Source organism: Pseudomonas sp. IzPS59 (assembly GCF_014863505.1).
In the GTDB taxonomy this organism is placed as follows: Bacteria; Pseudomonadota; Gammaproteobacteria; order Pseudomonadales; family Pseudomonadaceae; genus Aquipseudomonas; species Aquipseudomonas kribbensis.
The window spans coordinates 5,580,847-5,605,167 of sequence record NZ_CP062251.1; the positions used below are offsets into that span (position 1 = coordinate 5,580,847).

21 protein-coding genes are annotated in these 24,321 nt (G+C 62.7%); 5 read left to right on the forward strand and 16 right to left on the reverse strand.

Going from position 1 to position 24,321, the window contains the following annotated elements; all coding sequences use genetic code 11:
* Positions 1-398: 398 nt before the first annotated feature.
* From IF189_RS25045 to IF189_RS25070, 6 genes are read right to left on the reverse strand one after another with little or no spacing between them, the layout of a single operon-like run.
* The gene (locus IF189_RS25045) at positions 399-1,211 is read right to left on the reverse strand and encodes a YfaP family protein (protein ID WP_192552419.1); all 813 of its coding nucleotides are present in this window, start codon (positions 1,209-1,211) and stop codon (positions 399-401) included.
* 3 nt (positions 1,212-1,214) lie between these two features.
* On the reverse strand, positions 1,215-2,834 hold the full coding sequence (locus IF189_RS25050; protein WP_192552420.1) for a DUF2300 domain-containing protein: 1,620 nt from the start codon (positions 2,832-2,834) through the stop codon (positions 1,215-1,217).
* A gap of 1 nt (position 2,835) precedes the next feature.
* A complete protein-coding gene (locus IF189_RS25055; protein ID WP_192552421.1) occupies positions 2,836-7,401 on the reverse strand; it encodes an alpha-2-macroglobulin family protein in 4,566 nt (1,521 codons plus the stop codon).
* On the reverse strand, positions 7,398-8,063 hold the full coding sequence (locus tag IF189_RS25060) for a DUF1175 domain-containing protein (protein ID WP_170931650.1): 666 nt from the start codon (positions 8,061-8,063) through the stop codon (positions 7,398-7,400). The genes IF189_RS25055 and IF189_RS25060 overlap by 4 nt, the downstream gene beginning before the upstream one ends.
* Positions 8,033-9,745, reverse strand: a complete 1,713-nt coding sequence (locus IF189_RS25065) for a DUF2138 domain-containing protein (RefSeq protein ID WP_192552422.1) — start codon at positions 9,743-9,745, stop codon at positions 8,033-8,035. Before IF189_RS25065 ends, IF189_RS25060 begins: the two co-directional genes overlap by 31 nt.
* Positions 9,746-9,796: 51 nt before the next feature.
* Complete coding sequence (locus tag IF189_RS25070; protein ID WP_134828240.1) at positions 9,797-10,588, reverse strand: YfaP family protein; 792 nt, start codon at positions 10,586-10,588, stop codon at positions 9,797-9,799.
* A gap of 277 nt (positions 10,589-10,865) precedes the next feature.
* Between IF189_RS25070 and IF189_RS25075 the strand changes: the two genes are divergently transcribed.
* The 5 genes from IF189_RS25075 (at position 10,866) to IF189_RS25095 (ending at position 17,254) form a co-directional block, all read left to right on the forward strand.
* Positions 10,866-12,011, forward strand: a complete 1,146-nt coding sequence (locus IF189_RS25075) for a Fic family protein (protein WP_134828241.1) — start codon at positions 10,866-10,868, stop codon at positions 12,009-12,011.
* Between the two features lie 88 nt (positions 12,012-12,099).
* Positions 12,100-12,342 (forward strand): exodeoxyribonuclease VII small subunit, encoded by a 243-nt coding sequence (locus tag IF189_RS25080; protein ID WP_007894317.1) that lies wholly within the window; start codon positions 12,100-12,102, stop codon positions 12,340-12,342.
* Positions 12,339-13,226: a (2E,6E)-farnesyl diphosphate synthase gene (gene ispA, locus IF189_RS25085; protein ID WP_096820759.1), complete on the forward strand. Its 888-nt coding sequence runs from the start codon at positions 12,339-12,341 to the stop codon at positions 13,224-13,226. The genes IF189_RS25080 and ispA overlap by 4 nt, the downstream gene beginning before the upstream one ends.
* 91 nt (positions 13,227-13,317) lie before the next feature.
* Positions 13,318-15,216: a 1-deoxy-D-xylulose-5-phosphate synthase gene (gene dxs / locus IF189_RS25090; RefSeq protein WP_192552423.1), complete on the forward strand. Its 1,899-nt coding sequence runs from the start codon at positions 13,318-13,320 to the stop codon at positions 15,214-15,216.
* Between the two features lie 154 nt (positions 15,217-15,370).
* Entirely contained in the window at positions 15,371-17,254 is a 1,884-nt protein-coding gene (locus tag IF189_RS25095; protein ID WP_134828243.1) for a TonB-dependent receptor domain-containing protein, read from the forward strand.
* Between the two features lie 3 nt (positions 17,255-17,257).
* Here IF189_RS25095 and IF189_RS25100 read toward each other — a convergent pair whose 3' ends face one another.
* The 10 genes from IF189_RS25100 to IF189_RS25145 all read right to left on the reverse strand — a co-directional run bounded on the left by IF189_RS25100 (position 17,258) and on the right by IF189_RS25145 (position 24,311).
* Positions 17,258-18,058 carry a cobalamin-binding protein gene (locus IF189_RS25100; RefSeq protein ID WP_192552424.1) on the reverse strand — a complete coding sequence of 267 codons (801 nt, stop codon included), beginning with the start codon at positions 18,056-18,058 and terminating at the stop codon, positions 17,258-17,260.
* Positions 18,058-18,477 carry an MFS transporter gene (locus IF189_RS25105; RefSeq protein ID WP_065259553.1) on the reverse strand — a complete coding sequence of 140 codons (420 nt, stop codon included), beginning with the start codon at positions 18,475-18,477 and terminating at the stop codon, positions 18,058-18,060. The genes IF189_RS25100 and IF189_RS25105 overlap by 1 nt, the downstream gene beginning before the upstream one ends.
* Entirely contained in the window at positions 18,474-19,091 is a 618-nt protein-coding gene (gene ribA, locus IF189_RS25110; RefSeq protein WP_065259552.1) for a GTP cyclohydrolase II, read from the reverse strand. Before ribA ends, IF189_RS25105 begins: the two co-directional genes overlap by 4 nt.
* Before the next feature lie 123 nt (positions 19,092-19,214).
* Positions 19,215-19,949 carry a substrate-binding periplasmic protein gene (locus tag IF189_RS25115; protein ID WP_085712319.1) on the reverse strand — a complete coding sequence of 245 codons (735 nt, stop codon included), beginning with the start codon at positions 19,947-19,949 and terminating at the stop codon, positions 19,215-19,217.
* 28 nt (positions 19,950-19,977) lie between these two features.
* Entirely contained in the window at positions 19,978-20,481 is a 504-nt protein-coding gene (locus IF189_RS25120) for a phosphatidylglycerophosphatase A (protein ID WP_065259550.1), read from the reverse strand.
* Positions 20,478-21,443, reverse strand: coding sequence for a thiamine-phosphate kinase (gene thiL, locus IF189_RS25125; RefSeq protein ID WP_134828245.1), 966 nt, complete (start codon positions 21,441-21,443; stop codon positions 20,478-20,480). The genes IF189_RS25120 and thiL overlap by 4 nt, the downstream gene beginning before the upstream one ends.
* Before the next feature lie 17 nt (positions 21,444-21,460).
* A complete protein-coding gene (nusB, locus tag IF189_RS25130) occupies positions 21,461-21,961 on the reverse strand; it encodes a transcription antitermination factor NusB (protein ID WP_085712321.1) in 501 nt (166 codons plus the stop codon).
* Positions 21,958-22,434 carry a 6,7-dimethyl-8-ribityllumazine synthase gene (ribE, locus tag IF189_RS25135; RefSeq protein ID WP_003228649.1) on the reverse strand — a complete coding sequence of 159 codons (477 nt, stop codon included), beginning with the start codon at positions 22,432-22,434 and terminating at the stop codon, positions 21,958-21,960. The genes nusB and ribE overlap by 4 nt, the downstream gene beginning before the upstream one ends.
* A gap of 91 nt (positions 22,435-22,525) precedes the next feature.
* Entirely contained in the window at positions 22,526-23,617 is a 1,092-nt protein-coding gene (ribBA, locus tag IF189_RS25140) for a bifunctional 3,4-dihydroxy-2-butanone-4-phosphate synthase/GTP cyclohydrolase II (protein ID WP_065259547.1), read from the reverse strand.
* A gap of 16 nt (positions 23,618-23,633) precedes the next feature.
* A complete protein-coding gene (locus tag IF189_RS25145; RefSeq protein ID WP_114885799.1) occupies positions 23,634-24,311 on the reverse strand; it encodes a riboflavin synthase in 678 nt (225 codons plus the stop codon).
* Positions 24,312-24,321 lie beyond the last annotated feature (10 nt).

The window sequence follows — 24,321 nt, forward strand, 5'->3', positions numbered from 1 at the left end:
CGGACTGGTTTCGACTATATGTCTCAACCTGACAGCATGCGTGGGAGTAGGCGTTTCCCTCCCTGAAAAAACCACACTCAAAACCGACGCCTACAGAGCACAAAGCTACCGCTCGAATCCCCCACAGATCACCAGAACAGCAAAATCGACACCCGCCCGAGAATGGTGCGGAATTACTGTCTGGGCGCTGGTAGTTCCGGTGCCGTTGAAGCTGCCAGTGTGCACGTCGTACTCCGAGCAATCCTTCGGCAAGGACGAGTTCGGAAACGAAGTCGTTCTGCTCGACACCGAGCAAAAAGTGCCATCTCCGCTATACGCTTGTGGTCCACTCATGGTGCTGGGACCCATCGTTCACGGATATGAAGGCAATGCACTGTGCGGCGTTTTCCCCGATTGACTCACGGATAGCTGAACGACTTCACCAACGTCAACTCCCCCACCGCCCGCATCGGCACCACGAACGTCTCCATCTTCTCGCTAGGCGTCCCCTCCTCGGTAATCACCGTCACCTGCGCGGTAGTCAGCGGCTGTACCGCTTCTTCCCCGCCCTCGTCATCCCCGCGATACCCACCGCCGAAGTAGTTCACATACACCAAATACTGCCCCTTGATCGGCGCCGGCATGGCGAAGATTTCCGGGCCGTAACCGGTGGTCACGTCGACGTCCAGCGCGGCGCCGTTGGGGGCGACGCGGTCGCCGTACCAGATGTGTGCGCCGTCAGGTGTGATCAGGTGCAGGTCGAGGTCGGTGCCGTCGCTGTCCCAGGACAGCAGCACGCGCAGTTTGGCCGGAGTGGCGCCGCCGTTGGCGTTGAGGAATTGGGTGCGGTGGCGTTGCTGGCCGTCGGGGCTGCGGACTTCGACGCTGTTGCTGCCTTTGGGGAAGGAGAACGGGCGGTCGAAGCGGCCGCTGTCGTCGATTTTCAGCGGCATGCTGACGCCATTGACGATCAGCCGGCCGGGCTCTTTGCTTTTCGGTGTGGCCTTGATTTCACCGCTGATACGGGCGGTGTTGGCCTGGCCGACCGGGGTGTTCACCGAGGAAGCCGGGTAGTTGACGGTCTGGCGGAAATTTTCGCCTTCGCCCTCGGGTGCGCCGCTGCGCCAGCCGCCGACCGGGGTGTCGAGTTTGACGCTGTCGGCGGCCATCGCCATCGGCCATGCATTGAGGGCGCAGAGCAACAGCAAGACCTGTGGATAACGGAGTGTCATGGTCTATTCCAGCAAAAGGTGACGGGCGAGCCCTTCGATATAGGTTTCATCCTGGCCGTTGGGGTGTGCTTCAAAGGCCAGGTGCAGGTATTCGTGAGTCAGGTCGAGGCGGTCCTGCAACGACAGCACGCCGCGCACGTAGATGCGCTGGCGTTCGCGGTCGACGAAGGGACGGCCGAACGCGAGCTTGCAGACGGCGAAAGTGCTGACTTCGTTGTAGCCGGTTTCGCTTTCCAGCCTTGGACGCCAGCCGCGCCGTTGTTTTTGCAGCCAGTCTTGCGCGGCGGGCAGCGCTTCGCAGGATGCCACCGGGTTGTCCCAACGGCTAAGGCTGGCGCGCGGATAGGCGTGCAGCAGAATCGCGTCGTAGCGCTGGCCGGCGTTGGCTTGTTCGACGGCTTGTTGCCAGGCCAGCTTGTCGGGGCCGGGTTGATCGGAGTGATAGGTGACAGTGCTCCCGGCCAACACCAGATCCGCCGTCCACGCGGCGATGTTGCGCGATTCGGCGGAAGCAGGACGAGGGGCGACGCGCTGGCGGGTGCTGCTGTCGTCGATGCTCAGGCATTCGCCGTTGCGCGTGGCGTTTTGCAGCAGATACGTGCGGATCGCCACGGCCAATGCTTTAGCCGCTTCGGCAGGTTCCGGTTTGGCTTCACGCTCAAGAACTCGAGCGACGTACTCTTCACGATCCAGCCGCGCCACAAGCTTGTCGTTGAGCAGAAACAGTTCCCCGTCGCTGTGGATATCCAGCGCATTGCCGTTGGCGAATTCGACGCGGTAATCACCCTGCAACGGGCCGGAACCCGCCACCCGATCACCGGCCAGAACCCGGGTAACGGGATAACGCGAAAACAGACCGACCTCGACACATCGCCCCGCGTCCGCCGGCCAGGAAGCAGGCAAAACCGTCGCCAACGCCGAACCGTAATGCCGCAGCACCATCTGACTGGTGCCCCGGCCACCGGCCCAGATCGGCGAGCCATCCGCCGTCCAGCCAGCGAAACCGCCCTGACGTGATTGCGGATCCTGATCGCCGAGCCAGCTCCAGGTTTTCACCCGCAAACGTCCGCCGAGTTCACCGACGACATTGCCGTCCGCCGCGTTCAGCACCACGTCGAGCAGCACACGACGCATCTGATCCTGAGCCGGCAACCAGGACAAAACCTTCAGCAAGTCCGCCACGGACACCCGGGTAGCCGGTTGAACCGATGGCAGGTCCAGCAACCACGACGGCGCCTGTCGCGCCTGCCAATAGGTTTTCCAGTCGCCAGCGGTTATGCCCAACCGCGCCGGTTCGAAATACAACCCGCAGGATTTCACCAGCGCCTGATCACGCTCGATCTTCCCGCCCGCGGCGCAGCAATAGACTTCTTCCTTCGACTGTCCGCGACATTCATACGCCGATTCCCGCGCACCGGTATCCACCAGCCAGGCGTAGACAAACACTTTCCACAGACTGCCCAGCGGCGTATCCAGCGATGACGGCAACGGCTCGCGAGCGGTCAGTTGCGTGGTGTTCAGCGACAGCAACTCGCCTTTGTAGGCCACGCGCAGCGGTTCATCCTGCGCCGTCGCCAGCGCAGGAATCAGACACAGCATCAGCCACAGCAGCGGCCGGTTCATGTCAGTTGACCGTGACCTGACCGAGGGCGGCTTTCGCTTCCTGGGCCTGATGCTGCGGCGCGTAGACCTGAGTGAAACGCACCGGCGGCAGGTTGAACTGGCCTTTCTGCGAGAAGCGCACCAGATGCCGCAGACGCAATTCACCGCTCAGCGCATCCACCGGCACCGCGTAGGCCAGTTGGCCCGGTTCGAAACGCGCTTTCTCCAGCGCGGTCGGCTCGGTGCCGTCCCTGCCCTGCAACTTGATGCCCCACGTGGTGCGCTCGACATCGGCGCCCGGTGGCAGCGGCACTTCGAGCATGCCGTAGCGCAGCGGTTTCGGTGCCTTGCTGGTGAGGATCACTTCGTCCAGGTACAGGCTGTCGCTGGACAGCGGTTTGGTGCCGACCGGCTCCAGTTTGAAGGTGAAGGCTTCGTCACCCGGCACCAGACGCGACAGGCGACGAGTGATGGTCACGGCCATCGGATCGACCGCCGGCTGCTGGGTCTGGTAACTCAGCGCGGCACGTAACGGACGCTCCTGAGTGCCCGACACCGACAACACGCTCGGCACCGGCGCCGCACCTTGCCACGTCCAGTACATCTCGCCGGTCGCGCCGTAGTTTTTCTTCCAGCCTTCGCCCGGCGCCAGCGCGATGGTCGGCGACGCCTGGGCAATGCTGCGTTGCAGCCAGCTCAGCGCCAGCGCACGTTCGAGGGTCGATTGCTGTGGCAACAGGCGTTGCAGCAGCGCTGTCGCACGAGCCTGATCGAACGGTTGCAGCGACAGGTTCAATGCTTCGACAAACGGTTGAGAGCTGACGGCCAAACGCTGTTGCGCAGCGCCCATCTGACGATTGAACGCGTCGGGCAAAGCGACTTTCGACTGGGTCGCCAGCGAGGCGGTCAAGACCCGCGCCGCCGCCAGACCGAGTGCCGAATCCGGATCGCTCATCACCAGGCTGTCTTCACCGTCGTCCATCAGGTTCGCGGCATTGCCTTCCCCGGCCTTGGCCAGATCGTCCATCAAGCCGCTGAGCAGCGTGTTGACCGGCAGATGCATCTGTTTGGCGAACGACAGGATCAGCGCCCGTTGCAGCAATGGCGTATTCGGCGCCTGCTTGGCATAGACCTCCAGTACCCGCTGCCAGTGCTCCGGCGGCAGGGTCAGTTCCAGCACCTGACTGGCGTTCCAGTCGGCGTAGTAGGCGTAAGCTGTGAGGAACGCATCGGGCTCGCCGTCGAAGCCCCACCAGGTGAAGCTCGCCGACGGCCCGGCCATTTGCACCAGCCGCAGACGGCTGTTCTGCATGATCAGGCGCAAGCGATCGCGGATCTGCGGGCTCGACGCCAGCGACGGATAAGCGATGCTCAGCGGCAGCAAGCGACTGGCGGTCTGCTCGACGCCGCCGTACGGATAGCTGAGCAGATCGTCGAGGGCCGAACGGAACAGCGCTTGCGGGCTGTCATCCAGACGCAGGCGAATGTCGGTGGCGTCCGCCGGCAGGCTCAACGGCGTGTCGCCGCTGGCTACCTCAATGCTCTGGGTCTGCGTCACTTGCCAGCCTTCGCCGGTCGCGGTCAGGCGCACCGCGAGGGCGTCGGCGGTCTTGCCGTCCTGCACCAGCTCGGCGGTCCATTCGCCGGAGGCCAAGGCGAAGGCCGGCAGCGGCAGGTAGTTGATGCCGTTGTTGAGGGTCACCGGCAGGCGCTGTTCGGCGCCGGCGTAGTGGGTCACCAGTTCAGCCTTGACCGGTTTCTCGGCCTGGCTGAAGGCGAACACGCCGAGTTGCGGCTGATCGCCATTGCGGAATTTGCTCGGGCCGCTCCACTTCAGGTACAGCGGTTTTTCCGAGCGCACGAACTGCTTCTTCTGCCCGACCTGACCGTCATCGGCAATCGCCCGCGCGGTGATGCGCCAGCGGGTCAGCGAGTCCGGCATCTTGAAAGTGAAGCGAGTCTTGCCGTCGGCGTCGGTCAGCAACTCTGGCTGCCACGCAGCGGTATCGACGTCTTCGCGGCGCGGCCGCTCCAGCACTTTCACCCCACGCTCGCTGCGATTGGCCTTGCCCGGTGCACCGGGGCTGCCCGGCAGTGCCACGTCGTAGCTGATGAACGACAGGCTGGCGCTGGTGCGCACGTTGTTGCGGCGCGGGTGATAGAAGAACTGGTCGATGGTCGGCGCGACTTCCGGTTGCAGCGCGTAGACCATTTCGTCGACCACGCTGACCGTCAGGTGCGCCGGCACAGCCTTGCCGGCGAACTGCGTGGTCAGGTCGACTGTCACGGTATCGCCCGGCTGATACGTCTCTTTGTCAGTCTTGATCGCCACGTCGATCTGCGGCGCGACGACCTTGATCCCGGCGTTCTGGAAGCTGTACTGACCGCCCTTGGTGTACAGCACCGAGAACGTCAGGTTCGGCGCGAAGTTGTCTTTCACCGGGATGCGTGCGCGGTATTGGGTGTCGCTGAGTTTTTCCAGTTTCAGCCAGTCGCCGCCCTTGGCCAGCAGCGCGGTAGCTTCGACCTTGTCGCGCTCCAGCGACAGCAGTGCATCGCTGACCGGCTCCGGGAAGGTGATCAACGCCAGTGCTTCGTCACCGGCCTTGTACTCCGGCTTGTCGAGGACGATTTCCACGGTGCCCGGCACAGCCTTGACGCCGTCGCCGGTGACCGAATGACCGGTGCCACCGAGCACCCGGCCGAACTGATCCTTCAGCGACAGGTTGTAGGTCCCCGGACGATCGAACGTCACGCTGAAGCCTTTGTCTTTCGCCGCCAGTTTGCCTTCGCCGGTGGTCTGGTCTTCCAGACGCACCCAGCTGTAGCCGCTCGGCACCACGGCCTGCGCCTGTTCGCTGCCGCCCTCGTTGGCGTAGCTGAACGCGACCTTGTCACCGACCGCGCTGAAGCGCTGCGGCGCGGTCAGGCGGAAGCTGGCGGCGCCACGGTCGATGAGGATTTCCTTGGTGGTCTTGACCCGATACGCCGCGCCATCGCTGGCGAACACGGTGAGCATGTAGCGGCTCGGCTTGTCGGCGGCCGGCAGGTCGAGGGACGCATTGCCTTTGCTGTCGGTGGTCAGTTCGGTGCTGGTCAGTTCCACCGGGAATTGCCCGAGGTATTGCAGTTCGTTGTCGACCATCGACAATTGCTGGGCGCGCAGGCTCAGGGTCAGTTTGGCGTTGGCCACCGGCTTGCCGTCCGGGTACAGCAGCACCAGGCTGCCCTTCACCGGATCGCCAGTGCGGTAATCCTGCTTGGCCAGGTTCAGCGAGATTTCGAAGTGCGGTTTGATGTACTCGGCTACCCGGAACGCGCTGCTGTAGGCCTGATCCTTGTAGTTGAAACGCAGCTCATAACCACCGGCCACCGCGTTGTCCGGCAACTGGAAACGGCCCTGGGTGCCAGCCTTGGAATCCAGCTTCAGATCGAGACGCTGCAACTCGGTGCCGGTAGCATCGAGCACACTGACATTGACGTCCGCCGCACCCGGCAACACCGAATCCCGGGCGTTCTTGAATTCACGGCCGACGATTTTCAGCGACACCCAATCGCCCGGGCGATACAGCGGCCGGTCGGTGAAGGCATAGAGTTTGGTGTCGTAGATTTCGCTGTCGTAATAGAAGTTTTCCGAGACAAATACGCCGCCCTCTTCGTCCTCGCCGATGACGAAGGAACGCTCCGGGCTGACGTGTTTCAGGCGCAGCAGACCATCAGTATCGGTAGCACCGCTGCTCATTACGCCGAGGCCGTCGGTCCACAGCACATTGACCTTCGGCACCGAGCTGCCTTCGTGTTTGCGCGCGGCCCACACCAGCAATTCATCACCGGCAATCTTGCTCACCGCGACGGTGTTGGAAACGAAAACCATGGTGGTCGCGCGGTACTTGCCGATCAGCGCTTCGACCAAATACAGGCCCGGTTTCAGGTTGCCCAACGGGATGTACACGTTACCCGGCGCAACGCTGACGAATTCGCTGGACGACCCGGCCAGATTGACCCCGGCCGGCGGCTGGATCGGCTTGGCCTGCCACAGCGGATAACGGAACTGACTGACCACCGGCAGGCCCGGAATCAAGGCAAATTGCGGCTGCGCGTCGTACGGCGTCGGCGCGGCGATGGCGTTGCCCATCTTCAGTTCCGGCACTTCCTCGGTGACTTGCTGGCGCGATTCGTAGGAGAACGCACGCTGCATTACCCGACGGGATTTGCGGTACCAGTTGTCCCACAGATACGCGAGGGTGTTCGACAGGCCTTCGCCCTTGAACTGGCCGTCGCTGACTACGCGGTGCAGGTTCTTCTGGCGCTTGAGGAAGTCCAGCGGCTTGTCGATCTTGTACACGCGGATGTCGGCGCCGCCGTACGGTTCCATGCGGAAACGGCGGTAGTCACGGCCCGGCGCTTCGAGGCGCACCACCGCCTGTTCGTCGCTGGCAAAACTGCTGTCGGCCAGCAGGAAAAAGCTTTCACCGGAGACCGGCGTGTAGCCGCTCGGCTCGACGGAGTCTTCGGCATTCACCGCCGAAAACGGCAGGGCTAACAGCAACAGAAAAGGCAGTAAACGCAGCATGCGGGCACCGGTCATTGGGAGAGAAAGTTCAGTCGATAGACGCCGATGAAGTTGGGGTTGGCTGCGTCGGGTATCCATCGGGTGTCCTTCCATGTCATGAGTTGCTGCAGGCTTGCCGAACGCATGCCGTTGTCGGTTGGGGTGGTCGTGCCGGTGTGATAGGCGATGTAGCGGCCCATCCAGATCATCAGGTGCTGGTCGTCGCCCTGATCGAAAAACATCAGATCGCCGGGCCGTGCCTGGGACACGTCGCGGCCGATCAGATGGCTGTTGAACTGAATCAGTTTGATCGCATTGACGTAGGGCCCGACCTTGCCGCCGCCCTGCTGCCATTGCTGGGCGAACTTGCGTTGCTCGTCGCTCAACGCCAGCTCCGGCGGCAGGTAGCGGTTGGACACGCCATTGCTGCGCAGCCATTTGTCGTCATGGACTTTCAGCGCTTCGTTGGCGGCAAACCGCACCAGTCCGGCGCAGTCCTGCTGATACCAGCGCGGGCTCGGGCCTTTGCTCAACTGCTCCTGAGCGATGCGCACGAACCAGGCACGAAAGACCTGGGATTGCGCAGGATCGAGGGCCGGCGCTTCGACCGCTCGGGCACCCGCGCTCAGTAACAGCGCGAGCAGGCCGAGGCTGCGGATCAATGCCGTCACAGCGCTTTCCACTCCAGCGGCAGCCATTGCCAGTGGCCGTCGGGCTCACTGCCTTCCGGCAAGGTCAGGGCGTATTTGCCCATGCCGCCGAGGGTGCGCAGTTTCGGGATCAGGTAGGTTTGCGCGGCGTTGTAGAACACCGGCTCCATATCCTGGGGCAGGCTGTCGAGGGTTTCCTGCTGCATCAGTTGCGCCATGGAGTCCGGGCCGAAGTAGATCGGCATCAGCACGTCTTTGGGCAACACATCGGCCATCGGCGGGAAGCGTTTGTCGAGGGTACCGAGGGCCTTGTCGACCAGTTTGTCGTCGAGGGAAAACAGCAGCGTCGAACCGTGACGCGCGAGGCTGACTTTCATGAAGGCACGGCCGGTGATCGCGTCCGGGTTCTCGGCATCCTTGGCCGCGTACGGGCCGAAGTTGGAGCTGACCTGACGCTGCCAGAGGTGGCTCTGGCCTTCCTGCTTCTCGACCACCGGGAACGCATGGTCGTCGACCTTGCTTTCGTAGGCGCCGACCATCGAATCGAACAGCGTGCCGATATCAGCGTCGAGCTTGCCGCTGTCCTCGTCCTTCAGACTGGCCACCAGCAACGGTGTGTACAGCCGCGAATCGGCGTACCAGCACAGGCCTGCCGCGCCGGCCACGTGCTCGGTGAGTTTTTGCGCTACCGCTTCTTCGGCGCCGAGTTTCACCAGCAACGGTTTCTGCGGCTCGGCCGCCACCGGCAAGGTCACGCAGGCACTGGCGCCCAGCGGCATGGCCTGCCAGACCGGTTTGAAATCGAAGTCCGGCTGGTTGTCCAGCTCATCCATGGCCAGGAAGCTGTGCCAGCCCTTGTCGTCCATGTCGAAACGCAGGCCGGCGAAGTTCGGGATGAAGCGCTGGTAACCCATGGCCAGGACGCTGGAATTGACCGACAGACGTTGCCTGGTTTCAGGCGTCTTGACCGGCAGGCCGAACGCTTCGGGGAACAGTTTTTCGCCATTGAGCAGCGCCGCCAAAGCCTGCGGCGAAACATGGCCGGACTCTTCGGAAGCGCCACTTTCCGGGTCGTAGAACTTGGCCGGATTCGACAGCACCACCAGCTTGTCGCCACGGGAAGCGAACAACAGGGATTTGCTGGCGTTGTAGGTCAGTTGATACAGCGGCACATCATCGCCACCGACTTTCAGGGTGCTGAACACGCTCAGTTGCGAGTCATCCAGCGCCACTTTCGCCAGCGGCTCCAGCAGCTTGGCCAGCCCGCCGCGATCCATCACCAGCAGGAAATCCTTCAGGCGACCATCAGCGCCGCGCCACAGCGCCACGTCTGCCGGTTGATCGAAGAGTTGCTCGATCAGGCTGTCCTGCAGTTTCAGGTCATGCTCGTAGATGATCCGTCGCAGACTGCCGATCAGCCCGAGGCGGTCAGCGTGGGTTTCGTAATAGAAGACGAAATCCTCGGTGAGCGTGGCCTTGAGGAACGGCACCGTCAGCAGGTCCTTGGGCAACTGGCTCAGGGAGCGGGTTTCCAGCAGCGCGTCCGGACGGCTCAGGCCGAGCTTGTCGCTGGCCAGTGCCGCCGCCGGCAGCTTGGGCTTGTGCATCAGCCAGCCGAGCCCGCCCGCCACGCCGGCCACCAGGCACAGCCCGGCCACCAGCAACGGCCAGCGCCGGAAAGGTTTGGCGGTGGGTGCGGCGGTCGCCGGGGTCTCAGTGTTTTCGCTCATCTTCTCGCTCATGTTCCCAAAGCTCGGCAGTTCATCCGTGGTGCGGGATGCTTAATAGTTGAAAGTCTTGACCAGCAGCAGATCACCGATGGCCCGCAGGGGCACGATGAACGTTTCGCGTTTTTCGTCGACGGTGTTTTCGTTGAGCACCAGCGTGATCTGCGAGGTGATGACCTCGTTCTGGTTGCTGGCCTCCTCGAAGTTATAGCCGCCGTCGCCGAAGTTGCCCCAATAGTTGACGTAAACCAGATAGGTGCCATGCAGCGGCGCGGTCATGGTGAACATTTCCGGACCGGGGCCGTCGACGCCGTCCGGGTCCAGACCGCCGCCGTTGGTCAACGCCGTGTGGGCGAAAAACGCATGCTGGCCGTCCGGGGTAATGATGTGCAGGTCGAGTTCGGCCTTGGGATCGTCCCAGCCGAGCACCACACGAATCCGCGCCGGTGTGCGCAGGTTGTTCGCTTCGTAGAACTGCACGCGCTTGAGCGACTGGCCTTCGGCACTGCGCACTTCGACGCTGTTGGAGCCGGCGCCGAACGCATAAGGACGGGCGAAACGCCCATCGTCGTCGGTGTACAGGTTCAAAGGATTGCCGTTGACCGCCAGGGTGTGCGGCCCGCGCTGATTGCCAATGGCCTTGAGCTGGCCCTGAATCATCGTGCGATTGCGCTGGATACCGCGATCGATGGACGGCGTGGGGTAGGCGACTTGCGGGTTTTCACTGCGATCGAGCAAACCGTTATAGCGCCAGCCGCCCACCGGTTCCGACATCTCGGCAGTCGGCGCGGCCCACAGCGCCGGCGCGCAGGCCAGGCCGATCAGCAGCAAAAGAAGTGAACGCATGTAATGCCTCCTGCCATGCCTGAACGAAACCTTGCACCCGATCCTCGGTACTTCACAGCGGTGAAAACTGCGTTTCGTCTGAAAGACCCGTGACTGTCGGGTCGTAGAAGGCGCGAAGGTTAGCGATTCGGCAGTTTTTTAACAATCGGATACATCTTGAAATGCGGTGGGAATCACGCCCTCGGGTGGACGATGAGCCGAATAGGCGTCATATTCGGCTCACAAAATGAGCCGAATAGCGTTTCTATTCGGCTCACGCACTCAGGAACGGCATTTCATGGCAACTCACTGGATCTGGCAGCAGCCCGACTGGCCCGACTTCAACTGGCAGGCAGAGCGTCTCGTTGCGCTGTTGCGCGAATGCGTTCAGGCGCAGGGACAATTGATGGGCATGGCAGGATCAGTGGGCAATTCACTGAGCGCTCAGACTGAGCTGGACGCGTTGCTGCAGAACATCGTGACCTCCTCGGCCATCGAGGGGGAACAATTGAATGTTGAATCCGTGCGTTCTTCACTGGCACGACGCCTGGGGCTGGAATCGCCTGATGGCGACAACGTCAGCAAGCGCAGCGAAGGGCTCGCGCAACTGATGCTCGATGCCACTCAACGCTTTGCCGAACCGCTGACACTGGAACGATTGCAGGAATGGCATTCATGGCTGTTTCCAGAACAGGAGAGTGGTTTCCTTTCGCGATCAATCAATGTCGGCGTATTACGCGGCGATGAGCCGATGCAGGTGGTTTCCGGGCGAATCGACCGTCCGACCGTGCACTTCGAGGCGCCACCGCGACAGGGCCTCGAGCGGCAACTCGACAGTTTTCTCAAGTGGTTCGACGCCAGTCGGCGTCAGGCAGGCCTCGATCCTTTGCTGCGAGCAGGCATCGCACATTTCTGGTTCGTCACCTTGCATCCATTCGACGACGGCAATGGGCGCCTGACTCGCACCCTTACCGATCTGGCACTGGCACAGGGCGAAGCGCAGGCGATTCGTTTTTATGCGATGTCGGCCAGCATACTCGAAGATCGCGCTGGCTATTACCGGATTCTCGAATCGAGCCAGAAAGCCACGCTGGACATTACCGACTGGCTCACTTGGTTCCTGCAAACCTTGCTGCGCAGTCTGCAACAGGCCATCGCGCGGATTGAAAGTGTGTTGGGAAAATCACGCTTCTGGCAGGCGCACCGTGAATCCGGGCTGTCGGCGGAGCAGATCAAAGTGCTCAATCGTTTGCTCGACGGTGGTGAGCGCGGTTTCGAGCACGGCATCAGTGCGGCGCAATACCAGAGTGTGGCCAAGGTCTCCAAAGCCACCGCGACCCGACATCTGGCGGAATTGCTGGAAAAGGGCTGCCTGCAACGTCTTCCGGGCGGCGGACGCAGCACTCGGTATCAGATTCAATATCCGGACGAATCGACCGACTGACACCCTTGTCCTTCGGCCCGCTCATTTGCCCATAAACCCCCTATCTGCTAGTGTCGCGCCGGTTTAACGTCAACCGGAATTAGCCGCCATGGCCCGCAAAAAAGCTGCACTGGATTTCGAACAGTCCCTCGCTGACCTGCAAACGCTGGTCGAGCGTCTGGAGAACGGTGAATTGTCGCTGGAAGACTCGCTGACCGCTTTCGAGCAGGGCATCGGTCTGACCCGTGACTGCCAGGCAGCGCTGGCCCAGGCCGAGCAGAAGGTCCAGGTGTTGCTGGAGCGCGATGGCGAGCTGGCCGAGGAACCCTTCGACGCGGACCAGCCAGAATGATCGCGGCGTATTCGGCGACCAGCCAGGCGCGGGTCAATGCGGCACTGGAAACCCTGTTCAACGCACCGCTGCCGGAACTGGCGCGGCTTTACGAAGCCATGCGCTACAGCGTGATGAACGGCGGCAAACGCGTGCGTCCGCTGCTGGCTTACGCCGCGTGCGAAGCCCTCGGCGGCAAGGCCGAGCAGGCCAACGGCGCAGCGAGTGCAGTGGAGCTGATCCACGCCTACTCGCTGGTACACGACGATTTGCCGGCGATGGACGACGACGATCTGCGTCGCGGCCAGCCGACCACCCACAAGAAATTCGATGAAGCCTGCGCGATCCTCGCCGGCGACGGTTTGCAAAGCCTGGCGTTCAGCGCCCTGCTCGACCCGCGTCTGAGCGACCTGAGCGCGGATATCCGCCTGCAGCAAGTCACAGCACTGGCGCACGCGGCAGGCCCGGCCGGCATGGTCGGCGGCCAGGCCATCGACCTCGGCTCGGTCGGCCTCAAGCTCGATCAAAAAGCCCTCGAACAGATGCACCGGCACAAGACCGGCGCCCTGATCGAAGTCAGCGTCAAGCTCGGCGCCCTGGCCAGCGGCCGCGCCGAGAAGGATGAACTCAAGGCCCTGCAAAGTTATGCACAGGCCATCGGCCTGGCATTCCAGGTGCAGGACGACATCCTCGACGTCGAAAGCGATACCGAAACCCTCGGCAAACGCCAGGGCGCGGACATTGCCCGCGACAAGCCGACCTACCCGGCCCTGCTTGGCCTCGACGCCGCCAAGGCCTATGCCCTGGAACTGCGCGATCAGGCCCTGCACGCGCTGCGACCGTTTGACGCGGCTGCCGAGCCGTTGCGCGATCTGGCCCGGTATATCGTCGACCGGCGCAACTAAAGGCTAATCAGCCAAAAAAGACCAACGCGTGGGCAGGGGACGATGCATCAGGTAAACTGCCGCATCTTTTATACCTATAACGATTCGCCTGATGCCCACGACGTTCCATGAGATTCCCCGCAAGCGCCCGACCACGCCCCTGCTCGACCGCGCGAACACGCCGGACGGCCTGCGCCGGTTAGGCGAAGCCGAGCTGGAAACCCTGGCTGATGAGTTGCGCCTGGAATTGCTCTACACGGTCGGCCAGACCGGTGGGCATTTCGGTGCCGGCCTGGGCGTCATCGAGCTGACCATCGCGTTGCATTACGTCTTCGACACCCCGGACGACCGGCTGGTGTGGGACGTTGGTCATCAGGCCTATCCGCACAAGATCCTCACCGGTCGCCGCGAGCGCATGGAAACCCTGCGCCAGAAGGACGGCATCGCCGCTTTCCCGCGCCGCTCCGAGAGCGAGTACGACACCTTTGGCGTCGGCCACTCCAGCACTTCGATCAGTGCCGCACTGGGCATGGCCATCGCCGCCCGTCTGCAGAACAGCGATCGCAAGGCGATTGCCGTGATCGGTGACGGCGCACTGACCGCCGGCATGGCCTTCGAGGCGCTGAACCACGCGCCGGAAGTGGACGCCAACATGCTGGTGATCCTCAACGACAACGACATGTCGATCTCGCGCAACGTCGGCGGTCTGTCGAACTACCTCGCGAAGATTCTTTCCAGCCGCACCTACGCGAGCATGCGCGAAGGCAGCAAGAAAGTCCTGTCGCGCCTGCCCGGCGCCTGGGAAATCGCCCGTCGCACCGAAGAATACGCAAAAGGCATGCTGGTTCCCGGCACCCTGTTCGAAGAACTGGGCTGGAACTACATCGGCCCGATCGACGGCCATGACCTGCCGACCCTGATCGCCACCCTGCGCAACATGCGCGATCTGAAAGGTCCGCAGTTCCTGCACATCGTCACCAAGAAAGGCAAAGGCTTCGCCCCGGCGGAAGTCGATCCGATCGGTTACCACGCCATCACCAAACTCGAGCCGCTGGACGCCCCGGCCGCTGCGCCGAAAAAGGCCGGCGGGCCGAAGTATTCCGGCGTGTTCGGTGAATGGCTGTGCGACATGGCCGCTGCCGACCCGCGCCTGGTGGGCATCACCCCGGCGATGAAGGAAGGCTCGGATCTGGTGGCGTTCAGCGAACGTTTCCCGCTGCGTTACTTCGACGTGGCGATTGCCGAGCAGCACGCCGTGACCCTCGCGGCCGGCATGGCCTGCGAAGGCGCGAAACCGGTGGTGGCGATCTACTCGACATTCCTGCAACGCGGTTACGACCAGTTGGTGCATGACGTCGCGGTGCAGAACCTCGATGTGCTGTTCGCCATCGACCGCGCCGGTCTGGTGGGCGAAGACGGCCCGACCCACGCGGGCAGTTTTGACCTGTCGTTCCTGCGCTGCATCCCGGGCATGGTGATCATGACCCCGAGCGATGAAAATGAACTGCGCAAGATGCTCACTACCGGTCACCTGTACAACGGCCCGGCGGCGGTGCGTTACCCGCGCGGAACCGGCCCGAACGCGACCATCGAGAAAGACCTCGAACCGATCGAGATCGGCAAGGGTGTGGTTCGTCGTCAGGGCAGCAAGGTCGCCCTGCTGGTGTTCGGCGCGCAACTGGCCGAAGCGCTGAACGTCGCCGAAACCCTGGACGCCACCGTGGTCGACATGCGTTTCGTCAAACCGATGGACGAAGCGCTGGTGCGCGAAATTGCCAACAGCCATGAGCTGCTGGTGACCATCGAAGAGAACGCGATCATGGGCGGTGCCGGTGGCGCAGTCAGCGAATTCCTCGCCCGCGAAAACATTCTCAAGTCGGTGCTGCACCTGGGCTTGCCGGACATTTACGTCGAACACGCCAAACCGGCGCAGATGCTGGCCGAGTGTGGGCTGGACGAGGCCGGGATCGAAGCGGCGGTGCGTGAGCGTCTGACTCTGCTCAACAAGTAATCACCATCCCTGTGGGAGCGGGCTTGCCCGCGATGGCGTCGGTACATCCAACATCAATGTTGACTGTGACGACCTCATCGCGGGCAAGCCCGCTCCCACAGTGCTTTGTGTTGCTGGGAAATTTGTGTACACCTGAAAGATCAATGGACTGCCGATGAACCTCTCGCGCCTCGCCCTGCCCCTCCTCCTGCTGCCAACCACCAACGCCCTCGCCGACACATTCGAGCGCGATCAGGCTCTGAAGCTGCCGGACGTGCTGATCAGCGCCAACCGTCAGGTGGAAGCGCGCAACGACAGCAGCGCTGCCAACACCGTATTCACCCGCGAAGACATCGAGCGCCTGCAACCGCGCAGCGTCACCGACCTGCTGCAACGGGTGCCCGGCGTGCAAGTGGCGCAAACCGGCGGGCGCGGCAGCCTGCCGGGGATTTATATTCGCGGCACGCAATCGGCGCAGAGCCTGGTGCTGGTCGATGGCCAGCGCATCGGCAACTCGACGTCCGGTGACAGCAACCTGCAGCACCTCAACATCGAGCAGATCGAACGCGTCGAAGTGCTGCGCGGTTCGCGTTCCGTAATCTACGGCAGCGATGCGATTGGCGGGGTGATTCAGATCTTTACCCGGCGCGGCGCCGAGCAAGGCTTGCAGCCGCGGATGCATGTCGGCTTCGGCAGCAACCAAACTTGGGAGCGCAGTGTCGGCCTGTCCGGTGGCGATGAGAAAACCCGCTTCAACCTCGGTGCCAGCCTCGATGAAACCGCCGGGATCGACCGCACCCGCGAGTCCTATCCCAGCGACAGCGATCACGATGCCTACCGCAACAAATCCATCAGCCTGAGCCTCAGCCATGCGCTGACCGATGACATCGAAGTCGGCGCCAACCTGCTGGATAACCGAGGCAAAAGCGAGTTCGACAATCCGTTCGGGCGCTTTGACCCGGTCACCTTCGACTCCGTCCAGCAACAGCCCTACAGCGATTTTGCTGTCAGCAGTTTCAGCAGCTACATCGATGCGCGGATCAACGAGCGCTGGAAATCGCGCCTGGAACTCGGCCACAGCGAAAACCGCGACAAGTCCCTCGACAAGCTCAGTGACGAACGCTCGGTGTTCAACACCTACCGCGACTCGGTGACCTGGCAGAACGACCTGACCCTCGATGCTCGCAACAGCCTGATCCTTGGCGGCGACTGGTACGAAGACCGGGTCAACAGCAGCACCGCGTTCGACGAGGACAGCCGCTGGAACCGCGCCGCGTTCGTCCAGCATCGCTTCCAGGCCGACAGTTTTTCCACCGAGCTAGGCCTGCGCCGAGACGACAACCAGCAGTTCGGTGGCCAGAACAGCTGGAGCGGCACGCTGACATTGCCGGTCAACCCGGACAACGATCTGTTGCTCAGCTACAGCGAAGGCTTCCGCGCGCCAACCTTCAATGACCTGTATTACCCGGACTTCAGCAACCCGAACCTGAAACCGGAAACTTCGAAAAGCTACGAGCTGCAATGGCGCAGCCAGTTGAGCGACAGCAGCCGCCTCGAAGCGTCGCTGTATCGGACCGATCTGCAAGACGCGATCATCTTCGGCAGCAACTCACGCCCGGAAAACGTCGCCTCGGCGCGGATCAACGGCTTCGAAGCAGCCCTGAAACAAGAACTGCTGGGCTGGCAGAGCAACCTCGGCGTAGCAATCATCGATCCCCGCGACCGCGACACCGGCCACACCCTGGCGCGGCGAGCACGTCGCACCGTGAGCTGGGATCTGGATCGGCAGTTCGATCGCCTCGGCCTCGGCGCTACTTGGCAGGCCGTCAGCAGCAGTTATGACGACCTGAAAAATCAGCAGCCATTAGGTGGTTATGCGTTGCTGGGACTGCGCAGCAGCTGGGCGCTGGACCGTGAAATCAAACTGGATTTCAAGGTCGATAACCTGCTGGACAAGGGTTACAGCCGGGCGCTGTACAGCCATGACGGCAGTCAGTATGGCTATCGTGAAGAAGGTCGGGCGTTCATGTTCGGGGTGACCTGGACGCCGCAGCTCTAGCGGTCAGCGGTCTGGTGCAATCAGTTGGCAGAGCTTGGCCGTCGCCTCGATCATCTGCCCGCTTGGACGCTCCAGACCTTTGTCGGTGACCAGCAGCAATTGCCGATGCTTCACCGCCGCCACTTGCGGCCAGGCATTCCACGCATTCAGTTGTGGCTGATCGCCGGCCAGAATCACCTCGGGATCACGCTGTAAAACCGCTTCGATGCTCACCTGCGGTGCCGGCAGCGTCAGGTCAGCGAACACGTTCCGTGCGCCGCACACTTCAAGCGCATCGCTGATGATCTGCCCGCCGCCGATGGTGTACAGCGGCTTGTCCCAGACTTGATAGAACACCCGCAGCGGCGCTTCCCGTCGATAGCGTTGGCGCAGCTCATCGAGTTTCAGTCGCAGCTCGGCCGCCCGCTCAACCCCGCGCTCAGGACGACCGAGCTGTGTCGCGATGGCTTCGATCTGCGTGGCCAACTGCTCGAAACTGTGGGGTTCGGCAACGAAGGTCGGGATGTTCAGGCGCTTGAGCTGATCGCGCTGGGCCGGGCCGACACTGCCGGGCCACAGCAGCAACAGGTCAGGTTTGAGACTGAGCAGCCGCTCCATGTCGAGCTGGCCGTAACGGCCCACCGAAGGCACATCCTTGATTGCAGGCGGCCGGTCACCGGCATCCAGGACGCCCACCAGCAGGTCGGCCGAATTCAGCTCCACAACGATTTCAGACAGGGATGGCGCGAGACTGACCACCCGCAGGGCGGCCAGGGTTTCGCTGCTGACGGCCAGCAGCAGAACCGCCAGCCAGAGACGACGCATCAACCGAGTTGACGCGGGATACGGTAGAGGTAGAACAGCACCGCCGTGGACAACGCCAGCAGCATCAACGGCACCGCTTCGAGGCCGACGAACACCGCCAGTGCGCCAATCCACGCCGGTAATCCCGCCGCCAGAAACGCCGTGCGACGACGCGCCGCGAGGGCAATCCACGCAGCGGGTTCTTCAGGGGTATCGAGGGCTTTTTGCGTGGCGATCAGCGCATGCTTATAGCGCCCGAAAAACTTCAGGCTGACAAACATCGAGGCCACACCGGCAATGAACAACGGCATCGCCAGCACCGGCATGATCGCTTCGCTTTCGCCGAACACCGCGTTGAGCACGAACAGCGGCACCAGTGCCAGCGCCAGGTATTTCCACCAGGCGACCGACAGGCGGCGGCGCACCTGACCGCGGGTCACGCCCGGTCTACCTCGCCCTGATGTTCGTTGCCCATCATGTGGTCGAGCTTGCTGGCCTTGGTCGCCAGGTACAGCTTGTTGTGCGGGTTGTGGCCGGTGTGCAGCGGCACGCGCTCGGCGACGACGATGTTCATGTCGGTCAGGGCTTTGACCTTGCGCGGGTTGTTGGTCATCAGGCGCAGGGATTTCACGCCCAGATGCTCGAGCATCGGCAGGCACATGGCGTAGTCACGCTGGTCGGCGGCAAAGCCCAGACGCTCGTTGGCTTCAACGGTATCGGCGCCGCCGTCCTGCAATTCGTAGGCACGGATCTTGTTCAGCAGGCCAATGCCACGACCTTCCTGACGCAGGTACAGCAACACGCCACGACCTTCGCGGGCGATCGCCTTGAGGGCGGCCTCCAGTTGCGAGCCGCAGTCGCAACGCTGGCTGAACAAGGCATCGCCGGTCAGGCATTCGGAGTGCAACCGGCCGAGTACCGGGGCACCGTCGGCAATCTCACCCAGGCTCAGCACGACGTGCTCGCGGCCGGTGGCTTCATCGAGAAAACCGTGCATGGTGAATTGCGCAAAAGGCGTTGGCAGCTTGGAAGCGGCGACAAAAACGACAGGCACCGGTGTGCTCCTGATCTAAAAAGTCCGAGATTCGCTGGGCGGCATTGTAACAGCAGGTTCCGGCAGACGCTTAGGCTGAATTATCGGCCATAACGATCAAAAAGTTTGATGACTGGCCTGCCGTCATTGCCCCCGGTCGAACGGATACGGCTGTTTCCAGCGTTCGAAGATGGGCTTCAATTCGCCGCTTTTCACCAGTTGATCCATGCGCTGGTCGTAGATCGACATCAGTGCACGGGCCTGAGGGGTATCGGCGAAGCCGAGGTACAGCGGCAACTCCGCCAGATGCGAGTAACGGTATTGCGAGGGGTCGGCAGCATTTCTCACCACCGCTTCGATTTCCGTCAGCGCGTCGATGTAGTAATCCGCCCGCCCCTGCTTGAGCATCGACAGGATCCCGGTGCGGCGTTCGATCTGGTTGTAACGCTTGATGTTCGGCAGGTAGGTCTCGTATCGATAACCCCGCACCCAGGCCAGCCGATACTTGCCGAGGGTGGCCTCGGTCGGTGCCGGATTGCTGGCAAGGCCCAGTGCGTAGATGTGGTCGGAATCGAAGTTCCATTTGGGATACAGAACCTGCTCGGCCTCGCCACGATAGGAGCCGACCAGCGCGTCGACTTCCTTCAGCTGCACCAGGCCCACCGAACGGGTGTACGGCACGGTGCGGATATCCAGAGTCACGCCGGCCGGTTCGAACACCTTGCGCAGCACGTCCCAGCCCAGGCCGTGGCCGTCGGCGGCGGTGTAGTCTTCCCAGTCTTCACTGGCCAGGTGAATGACCGACGGCGGCGCATCCTGTGCATGGGCAACAGCGCCCAGCAGGATAAAAAACAGTATCGCCAACCCGCGTCGAGCCATCCCTGTGTCCCTCATCCACGCCTTGAAATCAGGCGAAAATCCACACCAGACCCTGCATCGCCAGCCAGGCGAACACGCCCGCCAGCACGTCGTCGAGCATGATGCCGACGCCACCATGCACATGCCGGTCGATCCAGCGGATCGGCCACGGCTTGAGGATGTCGAAGAAGCGGAACATCAGGAACCCGGCGAGCAACCAGTACCAGCCTTCCGGCACCAGCCACAGGGTGATCCACATCCCGACCATCTCGTCCCAGACGATGCCCTCGTGGTCGTGTACCCGCAGATCGTCGGCCACCTTGCCGCACAGCCAGAAGCCGAACAGCATGGTGATCCCGAGCATCAGCCAGTAGCCCCAGTCGGGCAACATCTGCCACAACGGAATAAAGGGTAGCGCAACTAACGAGCCCCACGTGCCCGGTGCTTTCGGCAAGGTGCCCGAACCGAAGCCGAATGCAATGAAATGCCAGGGATTGCGCCAGACCGACGGCGGAACGAATTCGCCGGGAACCTGTTTCGGGTGATCTGTCACGGTGACTCCTGAAAATGTTGATAACCCCGGATTTGCGGGGTGATGTCATGCCCTTCGCGGTCCAGCAGCACCACGCCCTGCCCCTCGGCCACTCGCCCGATCACATGGATCGGCCAGCCATCGGCCAGCAACGCCGGCAATTCGACGGACGGCAAGGTAAAGGCCAGCACGTAATCATCGCCACCGCTCAACGCCGCACGCTCGGCACCGCGCTGACCAAGAAACGCCACCAGCGCGTCCGACAGCGGCACGCGCTCGCGTTCGACTTCGAGGCGAACCTTCGAAGCCAGTGCGATATGGCCGCAATCGGCGAGCAGGCCATCGGAGATATCCAGCGCCGAAGTGGCCTTGCCGCGCAGGGCCTGTCCGAGAGCCAGTTGCGGTTGTGGCGACCAGTAATGATCGAGCAGCGGCTGGGCGATGTGCGGTTCAGCCTCGCGCTGACCCAGCACCAGCGGCAAGGCGCCGGCGGCATTGCCCAACTCGCCGCCGACACACAGCAGATCGCCCGGCTGGGCGCCGCTGCGGGTCAACGCTTTGCCGGCCGGGACGCGGCCGAACACGGTGACGGTCAGGCTCAACGGCCCGCGCGTCGTGTCGCCGCCGACCAGCGCCACACAGCAGCTTTGCGCCATGCGGTTCAAACCACGGGCATAGGCTTGCAGCCAATCGGCAGTCACCGTCGGCAAGGTCAGGGCAAGGGTAAAGGCGACGGGCGTGGCGCCCATGGCAGCGAGGTCGCTGACCGCCACGGCCAGCGAGCGCTGACCGAGCAGAAACGGATCGCAGGGATCGGCGAAATGCACGCCGGCCACCAGCGTATCGGTGGAGATCGCCAGCTGTTCCCCGGAAGGAACCGCCAGCAAGGCACAGTCGTCGCCGATCCCCAGTGCAACGCCCTCGCCGCCCTGCGCACAAGGCGCGGCGGCGAAGAAATTGCGGATCAGCTCAAACTCGCCCATGAGGTCTCAAGCGCGTTTTAGCGCTTGAACGCCTTCACTTCAGCTTCACGCAGGCGCGGGGCCAGCTTGTCGAGCACGCCGTTGACGAACTTGTGGCCGTCGGTGGAACCGAAGACCTTGGCCAGTTCGATACCTTCGTTGATCACAACGCGGTACGGCACATCGACGCGCTTGAGCAGTTCCCAGGTGGACAGGCGCAGAACCGCCAGTTCAACCGGGTCCAGCTCTTCGATCGCCAGGTCCAGGCAAGGCTTGAGCGCGGTGTCGATTTCGGTGCGGTTGGCCGGAACCCCGTGGAGGATTTCGCGGAAGTACGCGCCGTCGACATCGGTGAAATCGTTATCGACCCGGAACTGCGCTTCGATCTCGTTCAGCGAAGCCTTGGCCATGTGCCATTGATATAGGGCCTGAGTCGCGAGCTGACGGGCTTCGCGGCGCTTGGCGCTTTTCGATGGCTTGCCGGCATCCGCAGGTTTCGGATCGCGCGGGTTGAAACGATCGCTATCGTCGCTAATCACTTGGCCTCCAACTGCGCCAGCAGGCTGACCATTTCCAGAGCGGACAGGGCAGCTTCAGCACCTTTGTTGCCGGCCTTGGTGCCGGAACGTTCGATGGCTTGCTCGATGGAATCGACGGTCAGGACGCCGAAAGCGACCGGTACGCCGAATTCCATGGACACCTGGGCCAGGCCCTTGGTGCATTCGCCAGCCACGTATTCGAAGTGCGGAGTGCCGCCACGAATGACCGCGCCCAGGGCGATGATTGCTGCGAACTCGCCTTTCTGGGCGACTTTCTGCGCAACCAGCGGGATTTCGAAGGCGCCAGGTGCGCGGATGATGGTGATGTCGCTTTCGCTCACGCCGTGGCGAACCAGGGCATCAACTGCACCGCTGACCAGGCTTTCAACCACGAAGCTGTTGAAACGGCCCACTACCAGAGCGTAGCGGCCTTTAGGGGCGATGAAGGTACCTTCGATGGTCTTCAGGGTCATTCGTCAGATCTCTTAAAGAGCCGGGACGCGTCTGTTTCGCGTCCCTCAGTGATTTATTTGCCGCGAATTCGGGTCCGGAAACAACCGGTCATTATTCGGAGGGCACGTATTCTACAACTTCCAGATCGAAACCGGATATCGCATTGAACTTCATTGGCGCGCTCATCAAACGCATTTTGCGCACGCCGAGGTCACGCAGGATCTGCGAACCGGCACCGACGATGCTGTAGGTGGTCGGTTTTTTCACCGCCGCCTGATCGCCGGTTTCGCGGATGTGCGCCAGCAGCACGTCGCCGTCGAGCGGGTGACCGAGCAACAGCACCACACCGCTGCCGGCCTCGGCAACCGCAGCCATGGCGGCGCGCAGGCTCCAGCGGCCCGGCTGCTTGACCATCAGCAGGTCGCGCAGCGGGTCCATGTTGTGCACGCGAACCAGGGTCGGCTCTTCGGCGCAAACGGTGCCCAGGGTCAGTGCCATGTGCACGTCGCCTTCCACGGAATCACGATAGGTCACCAGGTTGAATTGGCCCAGTTCGCTGTCCAGCGGCTGCTCGGCAATCCGCTGAACGGTACGTTCGTGGATCATCCGGTAGTGAATCAGGTCGGCGATGGTGCCGATCTTGATGTTGTGCTCGGCCGCGAAAGCTTCCAGCTCGGCGCGACGGGACATGGTGCCGTCGTCGTTCATCACTTCGCAGATCACGCCGCTCGGTTCGAAACCGGCCATGCGCGCCAGGTCGCAGGCGGCTTCGGTGTGGCCGGCGCGGGCCAGGGTGCCACCGGCCTGGGCCATCAGCGGGAAGATGTGGCCAGGGCTGACGATGTCTTCGGCTTTCGCGTCTTTCGCCGCAGCCGCCTGCACGGTGCGCGCGCGGTCAGCGGCGGAGATGCCGGTGGTCACGCCTTCGGCCGCTTCGATCGACACGGTGAACTTGGTGCCGAAACCGGAACCGTTGCGCGGCGCCATCAGCGGCAGCTTCAGGGTTTCGCAGCGCTCGCGGCTCATCGGCATGCAGATCAGGCCACGGGCGTGCTTGGCCATGAAGTTGATGTGCTCGGCCTTGCAGCATTCGGCGGCCATGATCAGGTCGCCTTCGTTCTCGCGGTCTTCGTCATCCATGAGGATGACCATCTTGCCTTGGCGGATGTCTTCAACCAGTTCTTCGATGCTATTGAGCGCCACAAGGCACCCCCTTCAGTCAGGATTTGAGGTAGCCGTTGGCGGCCAGAAAGCTTTCGGTGATGCCACCGCCAGGCTTTTGTGAAGAGTCAGGCTCAGCGGCCCTGTCGCCCATAAGCAGACGCTCGAGATAGCGCGCCAGCAAGTCGACTTCCAGGTTCACCCGGCGACCTGGCTTGTAGGACGCCATGATGGTTTCGCTCAGGGTGTGCGGAATGATCGTCAGCAGGAATTCGGCGCCATCGACCGCGTTCACGGTCAGGCTGGTGCCGTCGACGGTGATCGAGCCTTTGTGGGCGATGTACTTGGCCAGCTCTTTCGGCGCGCGGATGCGAAATTCCACGGCGCGGGCATTGTCGCTGCGCGAGACCACTTCGCCGACACCGTCGACGTGACCGCTGACCAGATGCCCGCCGAGACGGGTGGTCGGGGTCAGGGCTTTTTCCAGGTTGACCGGGCTGCCGCTTTTCAGGTCATTCATGGCGGTGCAGTCGAGGGTTTCGCGACTGACGTCGGCGGCAAAGCCGTCGCCCGGCAATTCAACCGCGGTCAGGCACACGCCGTTGACCGCGATGCTGTCGCCGAGTTTGACGTCGCTCAGGTCGAGCTTGCCGGTTTCGACATGCACCCGCACATCACCACCCTTTGGGGTCAGTGCGCGGATACTGCCGATGGATTCGATGATGCCGGTAAACATGGGGTTCTCC

Bases quoted from the DNA above. Each gene is read 5' to 3' on its own strand.
- IF189_RS25045 (WP_192552419.1), bottom strand. From the start codon at position 1,211: ATGACACTCCGTTATCCACAGGTCTTGCTGTTGCTCTGCGCCCTCAAT.
- IF189_RS25050 (WP_192552420.1), bottom strand. From the start codon at position 2,834: ATGAACCGGCCGCTGCTGTGGCTGATGCTGTGTCTGATTCCTGCGCTG.
- IF189_RS25055 (WP_192552421.1), bottom strand. From the start codon at position 7,401: ATGACCGGTGCCCGCATGCTGCGTTTACTGCCTTTTCTGTTGCTGTTA.
- IF189_RS25060 (WP_170931650.1), bottom strand. From the start codon at position 8,063: ATGGCTGCCGCTGGAGTGGAAAGCGCTGTGACGGCATTGATCCGCAGC.
- IF189_RS25065 (WP_192552422.1), bottom strand. From the start codon at position 9,745: ATGAGCGAAAACACTGAGACCCCGGCGACCGCCGCACCCACCGCCAAA.
- IF189_RS25070 (WP_134828240.1), bottom strand. From the start codon at position 10,588: ATGCGTTCACTTCTTTTGCTGCTGATCGGCCTGGCCTGCGCGCCGGCG.
- IF189_RS25075 (WP_134828241.1), top strand. From the start codon at position 10,866: ATGGCAACTCACTGGATCTGGCAGCAGCCCGACTGGCCCGACTTCAAC.
- IF189_RS25080 (WP_007894317.1), top strand. From the start codon at position 12,100: ATGGCCCGCAAAAAAGCTGCACTGGATTTCGAACAGTCCCTCGCTGAC.
- ispA (WP_096820759.1), top strand. From the start codon at position 12,339: ATGATCGCGGCGTATTCGGCGACCAGCCAGGCGCGGGTCAATGCGGCA.
- dxs (WP_192552423.1), top strand. From the start codon at position 13,318: ATGCCCACGACGTTCCATGAGATTCCCCGCAAGCGCCCGACCACGCCC.
- IF189_RS25095 (WP_134828243.1), top strand. From the start codon at position 15,371: ATGAACCTCTCGCGCCTCGCCCTGCCCCTCCTCCTGCTGCCAACCACC.
- IF189_RS25100 (WP_192552424.1), bottom strand. From the start codon at position 18,058: ATGCGTCGTCTCTGGCTGGCGGTTCTGCTGCTGGCCGTCAGCAGCGAA.
- IF189_RS25115 (WP_085712319.1), bottom strand. From the start codon at position 19,949: ATGGCTCGACGCGGGTTGGCGATACTGTTTTTTATCCTGCTGGGCGCT.
- thiL (WP_134828245.1), bottom strand. From the start codon at position 21,443: ATGGGCGAGTTTGAGCTGATCCGCAATTTCTTCGCCGCCGCGCCTTGT.
- ribE (WP_003228649.1), bottom strand. From the start codon at position 22,434: ATGACCCTGAAGACCATCGAAGGTACCTTCATCGCCCCTAAAGGCCGC.
- IF189_RS25145 (WP_114885799.1), bottom strand. From the start codon at position 24,311: ATGTTTACCGGCATCATCGAATCCATCGGCAGTATCCGCGCACTGACC.